Source organism: Mesorhizobium waitakense (assembly GCF_056431085.1).
Genome location: NZ_JBWKME010000012.1, coordinates 1 through 12,829, shown reverse-complemented (window position 1 = coordinate 12,829; position 12,829 = coordinate 1). Strand labels below are relative to the sequence as shown.

Sequence of the window (12,829 nt, the reverse complement as noted above, 5' to 3'; positions counted from 1 at the left end):
ACTACTTCGAAAACTCAGGCTATGACCGAAATTAATCTCATCCCGCTCTAGTCAGTTGCCCCGGTTCCGGGGCTGCTCGTCCGGTCCGAAGGCGAGTTCGACCGGCAAGGGCGCCTGCGCTGTCATCGGCGCGAAACTGCCGGTTTCGGCGGCGGGAACGGCCCGCGTCGTCACCACGCGCAAAAGCACGAACAGGCAGAAGGCACAGGCGATGACGATCGCCACATAGATGAAGGCCTGCGTCCCGAAGACGGCCGACAGCGCGGTCACGATGCCGGGCACGATGAAGCCCGAAAGCGACCAGGCAAACAACAGCGAGCTGGACAGCGCCACCAGGTCATCCTTGCCGGCGCGGTCGGCGGCATGCGCACTGGCCAGCGAATAGATCGATTCCGAGGCGCCGTCCCAGACGATGTAGATCACCACCAGAGCCGCCAGCGCGCCGCCATCGAACCCGAGCGCGAGCAGGCCGGCGACCATGGCGAGCGCGGCCGCGGCGATCAGCACATAGCGGCGGTCGGTTCGGTCGGAAATCCAGCCGAGCGGGATCTGCAGGATCAGGGTGCCGACCGGCAGCGCCGAAAGCAGCAGGGCGACGTCGGCCTGGCTGTAGCCCTTGGCGGTGGCATGGATCGGCGCGAAGCCGGCGATCGACATCGACAGGCCGCCGACGGCAAGCATGCCGGCGACGCCGACCGGCGAAATCCGCCAGGCCCGGCCGAGCGCCACCGAGGCCGCTTGCGGTGGCGGCGGCTGAGCAAGCCTGGTCAACCCCACGGGCAGGATCGACAGTGCCGTGAAGACGATGCCGATCAGCGGCGCGTCCGCGGTTCTGATGTCGACAAAAGCCAGCGTCGCATAGCCGACGCCGAGCCCGGCGACATAGGCAACGTAGAAGAACGCCATCACCCTGCCACGGATGGCATTGGCAACGGCATCGTTCAGCCAGCTCTGCGCGACGATGAACAGGCCGCATATGGCAAAGCCGTAGAGCGCGCGGGCAGCGATCCAGAGCAACGGATGCGGGCCGGCGCCGACCGCGGCATTGGCCAGTGCGATCAGCGCCGACAGCACCATGAAGGCGCGGGCATGGCCGACCCTTCGCACCAGCGGTCCGGTCAGGATGCAGCCGGCGAGGCCGCCGGCCGAGAGTCCGGTGATGATCAGCCCGGCCCAGGTCGGATCGAAGCCCTCGGCGCCAAGCCGGACCGGGATATAGGCAAATATCAGCCCGTTGCCTACGGCGATCAGCGCCATCGATGCGATGACGCTGGCAATCGCGATCAGCGGCGTGGGCTCATGGTCCTGCCCGGCTTCGGTGCGGTGTTTCCTGGGGATCGACATGCCTGCTCAGGATTGCCCATGAAACGGGCAAAGGAAGCGATAAAAGCGACATCGCCGGGTGAGCGGCTCAACCCTTGGCCAGCTTGCGGATCGCGCTCGACGACAGCGACGAGCGCGGGCCGTGGATGAAGGTCCAGGCCGGCGCCTTCATGCGGGCGAGCCTTGGCGCATCCCCTTCGTCGACGCGGGCATAGTCGAAGGTCTTGGCGACGACCGACGACAGGAACGACAGCGTCGCGCCCGGACGGTCGATGACGGCGATCGGGAAGGTCATGACGATCTCGCGCCAGCGCTGCCAGCGATGGAAATCGCGCAAGCTATCGGCGCCCATGATCCAGACGAAGTCGACGCCGGGATTGCGCGCCTTGACCAGCGCCAGCGCGTCGGCGGTGAAGCGAACGTGATGCGCCGCCTCGAACGCGGTGACCTTGATCTTCGGGTTCTTGGCGATCTGCTCCGAGAGCTGCAGCCGCTCGCCGAGCGGCGCCAGTTCACGCGTGCTCTTTAGCGGATTGCCAGGCGTCACCATCCACCACAACTGGTCGAGCGCCAGGCGTCTGAGCGCGATTTCGGCGACAAGGGCATGGCCGGCGTGAGGCGGATTGAACGAGCCGCCGAACAGGCCGACAGCGAGCCCCTTTTCGGCATGCGGCATCTTGAGGTAGCGGGAAGAAATAATGGGCTGGGGCAATGACAGCATGGCGCTAGTCGCCCCCCTCTGCCCTGCCGGGCATCTCCCCCTCAAGGGGGGATCCTGCAAGGCCGGCAATTGGCGAAATCATACATGACAGCCAATCTCTCCCCTTGAGGGGGAGATGCCCGGCAGGACAGAGGGGGGTGGCTGGGCGCAAGGGCCTCAGGCTCTAACGACGAAAAGCTTCAAGGCCTCACCTGTCCCGACCCGTGCACGCGGTATTTGAAGGAGGTCAGTTGCTCGACGCCGACCGGCCCGCGCGCATGCATCTTGCCGGTGGCGATGCCGATCTCGGCACCCATGCCGAACTCGCCGCCATCGGCGAACTGCGTCGAGGCATTGTGCAGCAGGATCGCCGAATCGATCTCGTTGAAGAATTTTTCCACCGCCTGCGGGTCCTCGGCGACGATCGCCTCGGTGTGATGCGAGGAGAAGGTCTCGATGTGGTCGATCCCACCTGCGACGCCATCGACCAGCTTCACCGCGATGATGGCATCGAGATACTCGGTCACCCAGTCGAGATCAGTGGCCGGCTTGGCGTCGGAAAATGCCTTCAGCACCTCGGCATCGGCGTGTATTTCGCAGCCGGCGGCGCGCAGGGCGTCGAGGATCGGCACCAGATGCGTGGCGGCGGCAGCGCGGTCGACCAGCAGCGTCTCGGCAGCGCCGCAGACGCCGGTGCGCCGCATCTTGGCGTTGACGGCGATCCGCACCGCCATGTCGAGCTTGGCGGAGCGGTCGATGTAGAGATGACAGATACCTTCGAGATGGGCGAACACCGGCACCCGCGCCTCGGTCTGCACTCGCCCGACAAGGCTTTTTCCGCCGCGCGGAATGATGACGTCGAGCGTGCCGTCGAGCCCTTTTAGCATCTCGCCGACAGCGGCGCGATCGGTGGTCGGCACCAGCTGGATGGCGTCTTGCGGCAGGCCGGCTGCCTTCAGCCCCTCGACCAGGCAGGCATGGATGGCCGCCGACGAATTGAGCGAATCCGAGCCGCCGCGCAGGATCACTGGATTGCCGGCCTTGAGGCAAAGCGCGCCGGCATCCGCCGTGACGTTCGGCCGGCTCTCATAGATGACGCCGACGACGCCGAGCGGCGTGCGCACGCGTTCGATATTGAGGCCGTTCGGCCGGTCCCACGCGGCGATGACGTCGCCGACCGGGTCGCGCAGTTCGGCGATTTCCCTGATACCGTCGGCCATGGCGTGGATGCGCGCCGGATTGAGCTTCAGCCGGTCCATGAACGAAGCGGAAAGCCCGGACTCCTCGCCATTCGAGACATCGATGGCGTTGGCGTCGAGAATATCCTGCTCGCCGGCGACGATTGCCTCGGCCATGGCGACAAGTGCAGCGTTCTTGGCGGCGGTGGTGGCGATGGCCAGCGGTCGGGCGGCAGCGCGGGCGCGGCGGCCGATATCGGCCATCAGCGCCACCGTGTCGTCCCCGGATTTTTCATGCAACTTCAGCATGGCTCATCCTCCGCTCGATACTTCGTCACCGGCTCGTAGTTCGTCACTGGCCCGTAGTTCGTCACCGGCCCGTACTTGGTCACCAGCCCGTACTTGGTCGCCAGGATGGCTCACCACAAGGTCGTCGCGGTGGATCATCGCCGAACGCGCCTCGTAGCCGAGCACGGTTTCGATCTCGGCCGTCTTCAGCCCTGCGATCCTTACGGCATCGGCAGCATCGTAGGCAACCAGCCCGCGCGCGATCTCGCGGCCCTCGGGCGACAGGATAGCCACGGTGTCGCCGCGCGAGAAATTGCCGCTGACCAGCTTGACGCCGGCCGGCAGCAGCGATTTGCCCGACAGCAGCGCGCCGATGGCGCCGGCATCGACCGTCAGCCGGCCGGCCGGTTCGAGCTGGCCGGCGATCCAGGTCTTGTAGCCCTTGACCGGATTGCTGCTCGGCCGGAAGAAGGTGGCGCGCTCGCCGCGTTCGATCGCCATCAATGGCGACAGCCGCGTGCCCGACGTGATGATCATGGCGGTGCCGGCGGCGGTGGCAATCTTGCCGGCATCGAGCTTTGTCCGCATGCCGCCGCGCGACAGTTCGGACGCCGCGGCGCCCGCCATCGCCTCGATGTCCGGCGTGATGCGATCGACCACCGGAATGAACTTTGCACCGGGGTCCCGCGCCGGCGGCGCGGTGTAGAGCCCGTCGATATCGGAAAGCAGCACCAAAAGGTCGGCGCCCATCATGGTGGCGACGCGCGCGGCCAGCCGGTCGTTGTCGCCATAGCGGATTTCGGAGGTGGCCACCGTATCGTTCTCGTTGATGACCGGCACGGCCTTCATCTTCAGCAGCGTCGAGATCGTCGCCCGCGCATTGAGGTAGCGGCGGCGCTCCTCGGTGTCGCCGAGCGTCAGCAGGATCTGCCCTGATTTCAGGCTTCCCTTGCCGAGCGCATCCGACCAGGCGCCGGCGAGCGCGATCTGTCCGACGGCGGCTGCGGCCTGGCTCTCCTCGAGCTTCAAGGCCCGCTTGCCCAGTCCAAGGATGGTGCGGCCAAGCGCGATGGCACCGGAGGAGACGACGAGGATTTCGGCACCACCTTGCGCAAGCACGGCAATGTCGTCGGCCAGCGAGGCCAGCCAGTCGCGCTTCAGGCCCGTCGCGCGGTCGACGAGCAACGCCGAGCCTATCTTCACGGTGATGCGCCGGTATCTCTTCAGCGACTGCATGGTCCTACTTGTCCCAGCGCGTCTCGACCGGGGCCGAGATTTGCGCCCGCGCCTCGGCCACCACCGCCATCAGCGCCCGCAGCACTGCCTCGACGCCTTCACCGGTGACCGCCGACAACAGCATCGGCGCCCGGCCGGCGGCGCGCTTCAGCGAGGCGACCTTCTTCTTGCGCGCATCGGCGTCGAGCGTGTCGACCTGGGAAAGCGTGACGATCTCGATCTTGTCGGTCAGGCCGTTGCCATAGGCATCGAGTTCGGCACGCACGGTCTTGTAGGCCTTACCCGGGTTTTCCTCTTGTGCCGAGACCAGATGCAGCAGCACGCGCGTGCGCTCGACATGGCCAAGGAAGCGGTCGCCGATGCCGACGCCCTCATGCGCGCCTTCGATCAGGCCGGGAATGTCGGCGATGACGAATTCGCGCGCATCGATGCGGGCGACGCCGAGACCGGGATGCAGCGTGGTAAAGGGATAGTCGGCGATCTTCGGCTTGGCCGCCGTGACGGCGGCGAGAAATGTCGACTTGCCGGCATTGGGCAGCCCGACCAGCCCGGCATCGGCGATCAGCTTCAGTCGCAGCCAGATATTGAGTTCCTCGCCCGGCAGGCCGGGATTGGCGCGGCGCGGCGCCTGGTTGGTCGAGGTCTTGAAATGCTGGTTGCCGAAGCCGCCATTGCCGCCCTTGGCTAGCAGAAAGCGCTGGCCGACCACCGTCAGGTCGCAGATCAGCGTCTCGTTGTCTTCCTCGAACACCTGCGTTCCGGCCGGCACTTTCAGCGTGACATCGGCGCCCTTGGCGCCGGTCATGTTGCGGCCCATGCCGTGGACGCCGGTCTTGGCCTTGAAATGCTGCTGATAGCGATAATCGATCAGCGTGTTCAGCCCGTTGACCGCCTCCAGCCAGACATCGCCGCCACGGCCGCCATCGCCGCCGTCCGGTCCGCCGAACTCGATGAATTTTTCGCGCCGGAACGACACCGAACCGGCGCCACCGTCACCGGAGCGTATGTAGACTTTGGCTTGATCGAGAAATTTCATGGGCTGTGCAGTTTCTGCTAGTGGCTTTGCGGCATTGCTCTAAATCTAGCGCCTTGCTCTAAACCAAGGCGCGGCGAAGGGCGAGGCCGTTTTATGACAATGGCCGCTTGGGACCGGCTGGAGAGATGTCGGAATGAAGCTTGTAACCTACAACGTCCAGTACGGCATCGGTCTCGATGGGCAGTACGATGTCGGTCGCATCACTGACGCCGTGTGCGGCGCCGACGTGATCGCCCTGCAGGAGGTCACCCGCAACAATCCCCGGAATGGCGGCCGCGACATGGTCGCCGAGATCGGCGAGGCGCTGCCCGACTATTTCGCCGTCTATGGCAGCAATTTCGAGGCCAATATCGGCTCGCGCATCGACAACGGCCGCGCCATCACCACGACCTTCCAGCTCGGCAATATGGTGCTGTCGAAAACGCCCATTCATCTGTCGCGCAACCTGCTTTTGCCGCGCAGCCGCAGCTTCGAGATGATGAATTTCCAGCGCGGCGCGCTGGAAGCGCTGATCGAGACGCCGTTGGGTTTCATCCGCTTCTATTCCATCCATCTCGATCACCGCAGCCCCGTCGAACGCGCCCGCCAGATCCAGTTCCTGCGCCGACGCCTGCTGAACTATGCGCTCGAAGGCGGCGCCTTGTCCGGCGTCGCCGAGATCGGCCTGCCGGAATTGCCGCATCCCGAAGCCTTCGTCGGCATGGGCGATTTCAACATGCTGGCAGGCTCACCCGAATATGTCGAACTCGCCGGCAGGCCGGACCATGAATTCGGCATGCCGCTGACCGCCGACTTTGCCGTCGATGCCGCCATGCGCCTCAACGTCACCGGCGACGACCTGGTCAGCTGGGTCGACCCCAAACAGCCCGCCAATGCCAGCCGCCACAAGCGCATTGACTATGTCTTCACCAGCGCTTCTCTGGCCAAATCGCTGAAGCGTCTGTGGGTCGACCGGCAGGCCGTCGGTTCGGACCACCTGCCGGTATGGGTCGAACTGGGCTGACTTTTTCAAACCTATGATTTCTATGCGACGCGAGATGCGTCGAGATTCAGGTCAGGCCGAGCCGAGAATGGTGGCTTCCGAGAACCGGAGCGGAGCGTACTTAAAGTACGTGAGCACGGAAGCGCAGGAAACCGCCATTCGCAGGTCGACCTCACCTGAATATCGACGCATCTCAGAAATGCACCCAGTTCCTGAGGCTCGTCCAGGTCTTCCTGTCGAGCCGGTAGCGCTCGACAGGCACCTGGCCGGCGACGATCGAGTTCAACATGCCCTGGCCGGCATACTGGAAGCCGCACTTGTGGATCACGCGGCGTGAGGCCGGATTGATGACCCGCGTCGAGGCATGCAGCACCTGGATCGACGTCTTCTGGAAGGCGAGGTCGACCAGCGCGTGGGCCGCTTCGGTCGCATAGCCCTTCTTCCAGTGAGGCTCGCCGATCCAGTAGCCGAGTTCCAGCCCGCGATCGGTGGTGTTGAGACCGGCGCATCCGACAAAGGTGTCGGTGCCGGCCAGCGTCAAGGCATAGGCGATGCCGGCGCGGCGCGACTTCGTCATAGCAAGGAAGGCGCGTCCCTCGGCCTCACCATAGGGGTGCGGCATGCGGGCCAGCATTTCGGCGACATGGCGATTGTCGGCAAGTTCGACCAGTTGCGGAATGTCGCCTTCGCGGGGCGCCCGCATCACCAGCCGCTCGGTGACCAGGACCGGGCAGTCTATCGCGTAACTTTCGTCTTCGGTGTCTTCCGCTTCGGCAACCATGTGAAAGTCCTCCAGGCCAAGAAAAAGGGGAGATGGAAACCCATCTCCCCTGATCCTTTTCCTGGCTTTGCCAGACACCGGTTCCCGAGATGGGCGCCGGTGTTCTAGTGCGGAACCGGCTACTCCGCGGCTTTGGCAATCGGGTTGACCGATACGTAGGTTCGGCCGTTGGCTTTTTTGTTGAACGTCACGGCGCCGGTCTCGAGCGCGAAAAGGGTATGGTCCGTGCCCATGCCGACATTGACGCCGGGATGCCAGGTCGTGCCGCGTTGACGAATGATGATGTTGCCCGGGATGACGGCTTCGCCGCCGAACTTCTTCACGCCCAGACGCTTGGAATGCGAGTCGCGACCGTTGCGCGACGAGCCGCCAGCTTTCTTGTGTGCCATCTAACTAACTCCGTTGCGCCGCAAGGCGCCTAAAAGGCCTTATGAACGCGTTCGCGTTCCGTTTCAAGTCCGATTCCGGCGACCTTATCGCCAGAAGATTACTTCGCCGCCAATTCCTTGGCCTGCTCGCGCCAGTCCTTGATCTGGTCGGCGCTGAAGGGCATGTGCTCGTCGATCTTGGCGACATCCTTGTCGGTCAGCTTGGCGAGCTGGGCGAAGGTGATGATGCCCTGCTCGGCGAGGTCCTTGGCAGCGACCGGGCCGATGCCCTTGATCACGGTCAGGTCGTCCGGCTCGCCCTTCGGCGCCTTGAACAGCGGCGCTGCCGCGGTCTCGGCGGCCTTGGCCTTGGGCTCCTTCTTCGGCGCGGCTTCCGCCTTCGCTTCGGTAGCGGCCTCTGCCTTGGCTTCCTTCTTCGGCGCCTTGACGGCTGCCGTCTTCGTCGGCTTGGCGCCACCCAGCAGGATCTCCGAGATCCGCACGGTGGTCAAAAGCTGGCGATGGCCGATCTTGCGGCGCGAATTCTGCCGGCGGCGCTTCTTGAAAGCGATGACGGTGCGGTTCTTGCCCTGCTCGACGACTTCGGCGGTGACCACCGCGCCATCGACGAACGGCGCGCCGAACGTGACATTCTCGCCCTCGCCATGCGCGAGCACGTGGCCGATCTCGACCATATCGCCGACATTGGCTTCGACTTTTTCGATCTTCAGGAGATCGTTGGCGGCAACGCGATACTGCTTGCCACCCGTTTTAATGACTGCGAACATTTTTTGCCTTTCGCTGTTCGGTCGGCCTTGATGAACCGCCTCTGGCGGTTCGGCCGTCTTTTTGTCAGTCTGCGGGTTCAAAAAACAAGCGGCGCGGAAGAACCCTCCACGCCGATTGCGCGCTGTCCCTAACCGAAGGTTGGGTGCAAGTCAAGGCGAAGCCGTTGCCGAGGCGGTTATTCGCTCGGCAAGCATCTGGCCATGTCGACACGATCGAACCGCATTGCCGTCGTCGGCACGCGAGGAAGCGTCGGGTGGCCGGAAATCCGTGTGGGCTTGACCGCAGGCACCAATGCAAATCCGCCGCTTGTCCAGGAAGCCAAATAACTCGCGGATTGGCCTTGTAACCTGCCCGTTCAGCCGTTATCTAGTGCGCCGCGCCGGCAACGGCCGACCATGACGCGGAGAGGTGGCAGAGTGGTCGAATGCACCGCACTCGAAATGCGGCATGGGTGCAAGCCCATCGGGGGTTCGAATCCCTCCCTCTCCGCCAAAAAATCCTTAACTATCTGGTTTCGTTACGCTTTTAAGACCATAATTTAGGCACCTCTCCGACCTGGTACAGAAACCTGGACCAGAATTGGAGGATGGCGTGCCGCGATCAACGCCACGCGTCGTAAGGCGGTCTAATATCTTCTACTTTCGGATGGCGATCCCACGCCACTTGACGCCTCGGTTCAGAGAGCGTGAGATCAAGATCTCGCTACGAACAGCCGACCCTCATTTGGCAAGATTGCGAGGGGCCAGCCTCAGCAGCGCACTTGATCTTTTTCTCCGTGGATTGCCCCGGATGCCGGACCTGACCTCCGAACAGATTTCTAGCCTCATCAGGCGCTACTTTGAGCAGGCTCTCAGCCAATCAATGGAGCTCGCTTACATACTACCGAGAGACAGTGTCTACGATCAGGCCGGGGAAATTGGTTACCTGAAGAAGCGCATGGAGGAATTGGAGGCCCAGATGGCCGCACGGTCATGGCCAGTGTCAGTCCAGTCAGAGGCTCATGAGTTGCTTGGCACCATTATTCCCGAAAAACTTGCACCCGTGACAGAGAGGTTCCAACAGCTCTGCCAGGGCATTCTGCGCGCGGACCACGAAAACGCGCGCATTCTCGCCGCCATGCTGGCTGGCAAATTTCATGAGGTCGCGCCTCACGACCCGATCTTTGCTGGGATCGTCATGAATGAACCGCCGCCTGTTCCAGGAGATGGCAACACGCCACCGGCCGAACGGACGCTCGCGTCCGTTGCAACGCTGTTCCACACCTACAAGGGGAAGCACGACTGGGTGCCGAAGACGGCGGCGGACGCCAACCGGGTGCTGTCGCTCGCGAAGTCGATCATCGGCGGGAACAAGCCTTTCAAGACGTTGAACATCGAGGACGTAAAGGCTGTTCGTGACGCCATAGCCTTACTGCCACCTAATTACATGAAGCTGGCCGCCAACAAGGGCATCAGCCCCGAAGAGGCTATCAAGGCCAACATCGGGGGGCCGACACTGGCTCTTAAGACCCAGGACAAGTACTTCACAATGTTTCGGCAGCTCCTGATTTGGGCTCATCAAGAAGGGTATCTCGACCAGGTCCCAGGCCTAGGGGTAAAGATCGCTGGGTCGACCAAAGTTGATGCGGGAGAAAAGCGAAAGCCGTACTCAAACAACCAATTGCAAGCGATCTTTTCCTCTCCGCTCTACACAGGACACCAATCGGAGAAAGTACGCCATAAACCCGGAGCCCTAATAAGTCGGGACGGCAAATTTTGGGTACCGATTGTAGCGCTCTACTCTGGAATGAGGATGGGAGAAATCATCCAACTCCTTGTGTCGGACATACGACTTGATGGAGAGATCGCCTATTTCGACATCTCGAAGGGCGAGGACAAGAATGTAAAGACCTTGTCGAGCGTACGCCGAGTGCCCATTCATAAGGCATTGATAGACCTAGGTATCTTGAAGCTAACTGCCAACCGCAAGGGATCTGAACGACTGTTCCCTGATTTGAAAAAGGGACACGACGGCTACTACTCCCATAACTTTAGCAAATGGTGGGGCCGCTATTCTCGACAGCTTGGGTGGCATACCAAAGATACCGCATTCCACTCGTTCAGGCACAATTTCAAAGATGCGCTTCAAGCCGCCGAGGCCCAGGAATACGTGGCTCGGGCTCTGATGGGCCATGCCAGTAAAGACGTGCATTCTTCGTATGGCACCGGACCATCGCTGTCGGTGCTTGGGAACACGACAAACAAGGTGACTTATGGGGTGGAACTGCCTTTTATCACCGATCCTGCTCCGTAGCGCGGATGGCCGCCGAACGAATAGGGACAAGCCCCGACTGAAAGAGCTTTAAGCATTAGGTTCAATCATTTAGCAAATGCCTCCGTGTAAACAGGGTCGGTTGAGTGGATTTAGCTCTGTACCGGTCCGGATTTCACCTGTTGATCTTGCCAACTCTGGAGCGTTTAGTTAGCCGCAGCGTGTAATAACGATCCGGAATGAGCCGATGGTTACCTTCTCAAAGAAAATGAGAACCTCCGAAGCAGCAAGATATCTTAATCTTTCGGCTTCGACCCTTGCGAAGATGCGTTCAAGAGGCGATGGCCCAATCTACGCGAAGGCGGGTCTGCGCGTTGTCATCTACGAAAGCCGCGATTTGGACGGATGGCTGTCGCGCCGGCGGCGCACCTCGACGACTTCAGGCAACTAGCATTCACCGTTCGGGTTCGAAAAAAGCCGCTCGGCGTAGCCGGACGGAATACCTCGCCGCGTGAGCCGGCAGTGTAATTAACTTCAATCGGGAACTGAAGTTTTGAAGAGCACCAAATCACATCCCAAAGTCGACGCCCTTCGCACGGTTGTCGCCGACAGCATCGCCAGTACCCCATTTGTGCACGCCGGGTTCGTCTGGGCGGCACATCCCCAAGAGTGGTATTGCGAAGTCCTAGAGATATCTCCGGCGACCCTGCGCCGCTGGATCAGCAGCCCGCCATTCGTCCGCATTCGCGTCAGGGTGAAGGGGAAAGTTGTCACCCTGCTGCGCGAAGGCACTGAAGGCCCTATGACCAAAAGGCACTGTCAGAACATCCTGGCCCGCATTTGGAGAAAGAAGACGGGAAGAACCATATCCGCGCGCGGGTATGGTCACCTCGGTGGGATGGTCGACGCGTGGTCGGCAGAGAACGCCCCTGCAGTACTGGCGACCATTTTGGATAATTGGAACGCGTTCATGGCGGGGACGAAAATCGAAATAGCGAAGCTGGGGGATAAAGGTGTCTCTCGTTATTTCGAGTATCCATCGTCATCGGTGATCTTACGCTTCAACACCGTCGGCGCAGAGCTGTTCATCATGAGCTTGCAGCAGAAAGACGGGTTAGCCGCCGACTATGGAGGCTTGTGGTATGCTGCATGAGCGAATGCATTATATCCATGTCTCTAAATCCTATAATATATACGTTATTACCATTCTAAGCAGGGGTCATAATAGTTCGCTCAATGGTAATAACGGGATGCCCTGTTCGGCAACGCCTCACAGGCCCCCAAGAAGCGTGAGGCATAAATATTCATCCGGGAAGGAAAGAAAAATGCGCCTGGCATGGTCTCGAGCCCGACGCACTCATCAAGATGTAGCTCATTGGGCTCGAGAATGGAATTTTCGATGCCCCGCGCGGAAGGTGGAGAAATGATAGCGGAAAAACAGGGCCCTGACATGCGAGATCTGCTCGCCGCGGTTGGCGAAGTGCTCCTGAAGTGGGGCTTTCTTGAGGGGGACATGGAGGAGTGGCTTATCGGTGTAGGCACATTCGCAGGTCACCCTAACGAGCGCACACTAACCTTCAGTAGGTGGAAGAATGCAGTTAGCGCGGCAAGGAACGGTAATAGTGCTCGACCCGCGCTATTGGCCGACGTTGCGGCGGTCGCATCGGTTCGTAACCTCCTTGCGCACGGGCTGTCATCTGCTTCGGCTGATCCGTGGGGAGACAAGGAGGCCATGGTCGTCTGCCGGGCGAGCGACGGTACGAGCCACAACATCACCTTCACCCAATTTTGGGAAACGGAACAACGCCTTCACTCCTTAAGTGTCTGAATCAGAACGACCGCGGTGTTTTCAGGCTCTTGCGAGCCGTCGGGTGAGCATGCGGATGTTTGCGATGAGA

Annotated in this window: 13 protein-coding genes, 1 tRNA gene and 1 pseudogene; 7 read left to right on the top strand and 8 right to left on the bottom strand. The window is 61.7% G+C overall.

The window, feature by feature from the left end; genetic code table 11:
* Window positions 1-51: 51 nt before the first annotated feature.
* The 5 genes from AC07FD_RS01240 to obgE form a co-directional block, all read right to left on the bottom strand.
* Window positions 52-1,344 (bottom strand): MFS transporter, encoded by a 1,293-nt coding sequence (locus AC07FD_RS01240; RefSeq protein ID WP_478348315.1) that lies wholly within the window; start codon window positions 1,342-1,344, stop codon window positions 52-54.
* A gap of 67 nt (window positions 1,345-1,411) precedes the next feature.
* Window positions 1,412-1,999 carry a nicotinate-nucleotide adenylyltransferase gene (locus AC07FD_RS01235; RefSeq protein WP_184872420.1) on the bottom strand — a complete coding sequence of 196 codons (588 nt, stop codon included), beginning with the start codon at window positions 1,997-1,999 and terminating at the stop codon, window positions 1,412-1,414.
* A 224-nt stretch (window positions 2,000-2,223) separates the two neighbouring features.
* Window positions 2,224-3,510 (bottom strand): glutamate-5-semialdehyde dehydrogenase, encoded by a 1,287-nt coding sequence (locus AC07FD_RS01230; RefSeq protein ID WP_478348314.1) that lies wholly within the window; start codon window positions 3,508-3,510, stop codon window positions 2,224-2,226.
* A 3-nt stretch (window positions 3,511-3,513) separates the two neighbouring features.
* Window positions 3,514-4,725 carry a glutamate 5-kinase gene (gene proB, locus AC07FD_RS01225; protein WP_478348313.1) on the bottom strand — a complete coding sequence of 404 codons (1,212 nt, stop codon included), beginning with the start codon at window positions 4,723-4,725 and terminating at the stop codon, window positions 3,514-3,516.
* 4 nt (window positions 4,726-4,729) lie between these two features.
* Window positions 4,730-5,761, bottom strand: a complete 1,032-nt coding sequence (obgE, locus tag AC07FD_RS01220) for a GTPase ObgE (protein ID WP_478348312.1) — start codon at window positions 5,759-5,761, stop codon at window positions 4,730-4,732.
* 133 nt (window positions 5,762-5,894) lie between these two features.
* Here obgE and AC07FD_RS01215 point away from each other — a divergent pair, with 133 nt between their 5' ends.
* Window positions 5,895-6,764 carry an endonuclease/exonuclease/phosphatase family protein gene (locus AC07FD_RS01215; RefSeq protein WP_478348311.1) on the top strand — a complete coding sequence of 290 codons (870 nt, stop codon included), beginning with the start codon at window positions 5,895-5,897 and terminating at the stop codon, window positions 6,762-6,764.
* A gap of 172 nt (window positions 6,765-6,936) precedes the next feature.
* Here AC07FD_RS01215 and AC07FD_RS01210 read toward each other — a convergent pair whose 3' ends face one another.
* The 3 genes from AC07FD_RS01210 to AC07FD_RS01200 all read right to left on the bottom strand — a co-directional run bounded on the left by AC07FD_RS01210 (window position 6,937) and on the right by AC07FD_RS01200 (window position 8,680).
* Window positions 6,937-7,524 carry a GNAT family N-acetyltransferase gene (locus AC07FD_RS01210; RefSeq protein ID WP_457151829.1) on the bottom strand — a complete coding sequence of 196 codons (588 nt, stop codon included), beginning with the start codon at window positions 7,522-7,524 and terminating at the stop codon, window positions 6,937-6,939.
* Window positions 7,525-7,643: 119 nt separating this feature from the next.
* Complete coding sequence (gene rpmA, locus AC07FD_RS01205) at window positions 7,644-7,913, bottom strand: 50S ribosomal protein L27 (protein ID WP_013529063.1); 270 nt, start codon at window positions 7,911-7,913, stop codon at window positions 7,644-7,646.
* 98 nt (window positions 7,914-8,011) lie between these two features.
* Window positions 8,012-8,680, bottom strand: coding sequence for a 50S ribosomal protein L21 (locus AC07FD_RS01200; protein WP_477396484.1), 669 nt, complete (start codon window positions 8,678-8,680; stop codon window positions 8,012-8,014).
* A 403-nt stretch (window positions 8,681-9,083) separates the two neighbouring features.
* On the opposite strand from AC07FD_RS01200, the gene AC07FD_RS01195 reads away from it, so the two are divergent.
* The 6 genes and pseudogenes from AC07FD_RS01195 to AC07FD_RS01170 all read left to right on the top strand — a co-directional run bounded on the left by AC07FD_RS01195 (window position 9,084) and on the right by AC07FD_RS01170 (window position 12,759).
* A tRNA-Ser gene (locus AC07FD_RS01195) sits at window positions 9,084-9,173 on the top strand.
* Between the two features lie 99 nt (window positions 9,174-9,272).
* A pseudogene (locus tag AC07FD_RS01190) lies at window positions 9,273-9,440 on the top strand (DUF6538 domain-containing protein); the annotation flags it as partial.
* 30 nt (window positions 9,441-9,470) lie between these two features.
* The gene (locus AC07FD_RS01185) at window positions 9,471-10,973 is read left to right on the top strand and encodes a site-specific integrase (RefSeq protein ID WP_478348316.1); all 1,503 of its coding nucleotides are present in this window, start codon (window positions 9,471-9,473) and stop codon (window positions 10,971-10,973) included.
* A gap of 205 nt (window positions 10,974-11,178) precedes the next feature.
* Window positions 11,179-11,382, top strand: a complete 204-nt coding sequence (locus AC07FD_RS01180; protein WP_478348310.1) for a helix-turn-helix transcriptional regulator — start codon at window positions 11,179-11,181, stop codon at window positions 11,380-11,382.
* A 102-nt stretch (window positions 11,383-11,484) separates the two neighbouring features.
* The gene (locus tag AC07FD_RS01175; RefSeq protein ID WP_478348309.1) at window positions 11,485-12,084 is read left to right on the top strand and encodes a hypothetical protein; all 600 of its coding nucleotides are present in this window, start codon (window positions 11,485-11,487) and stop codon (window positions 12,082-12,084) included.
* A gap of 246 nt (window positions 12,085-12,330) precedes the next feature.
* Entirely contained in the window at window positions 12,331-12,759 is a 429-nt protein-coding gene (locus tag AC07FD_RS01170; protein ID WP_478348308.1) for a hypothetical protein, read from the top strand.
* Window positions 12,760-12,829 lie beyond the last annotated feature (70 nt).

Bases quoted from the DNA above. Each gene is read 5' to 3' on its own strand.
- AC07FD_RS01240 (WP_478348315.1), bottom strand. From the start codon at position 1,344: ATGTCGATCCCCAGGAAACACCGCACCGAAGCCGGGCAGGACCATGAG.
- AC07FD_RS01235 (WP_184872420.1), bottom strand. From the start codon at position 1,999: ATGCCGCATGCCGAAAAGGGGCTCGCTGTCGGCCTGTTCGGCGGCTCG.
- AC07FD_RS01230 (WP_478348314.1), bottom strand. From the start codon at position 3,510: ATGCTGAAGTTGCATGAAAAATCCGGGGACGACACGGTGGCGCTGATG.
- proB (WP_478348313.1), bottom strand. From the start codon at position 4,725: ATGCAGTCGCTGAAGAGATACCGGCGCATCACCGTGAAGATAGGCTCG.
- obgE (WP_478348312.1), bottom strand. From the start codon at position 5,761: ATGAAATTTCTCGATCAAGCCAAAGTCTACATACGCTCCGGTGACGGT.
- AC07FD_RS01215 (WP_478348311.1), top strand. From the start codon at position 5,895: ATGAAGCTTGTAACCTACAACGTCCAGTACGGCATCGGTCTCGATGGG.
- AC07FD_RS01210 (WP_457151829.1), bottom strand. From the start codon at position 7,524: ATGGTTGCCGAAGCGGAAGACACCGAAGACGAAAGTTACGCGATAGAC.
- rpmA (WP_013529063.1), bottom strand. From the start codon at position 7,913: ATGGCACACAAGAAAGCTGGCGGCTCGTCGCGCAACGGTCGCGACTCG.
- AC07FD_RS01200 (WP_477396484.1), bottom strand. From the start codon at position 8,680: ATGTTCGCAGTCATTAAAACGGGTGGCAAGCAGTATCGCGTTGCCGCC.
- AC07FD_RS01185 (WP_478348316.1), top strand. From the start codon at position 9,471: ATGCCGGACCTGACCTCCGAACAGATTTCTAGCCTCATCAGGCGCTAC.
- AC07FD_RS01180 (WP_478348310.1), top strand. From the start codon at position 11,179: ATGGTTACCTTCTCAAAGAAAATGAGAACCTCCGAAGCAGCAAGATAT.
- AC07FD_RS01170 (WP_478348308.1), top strand. From the start codon at position 12,331: ATGCCCCGCGCGGAAGGTGGAGAAATGATAGCGGAAAAACAGGGCCCT.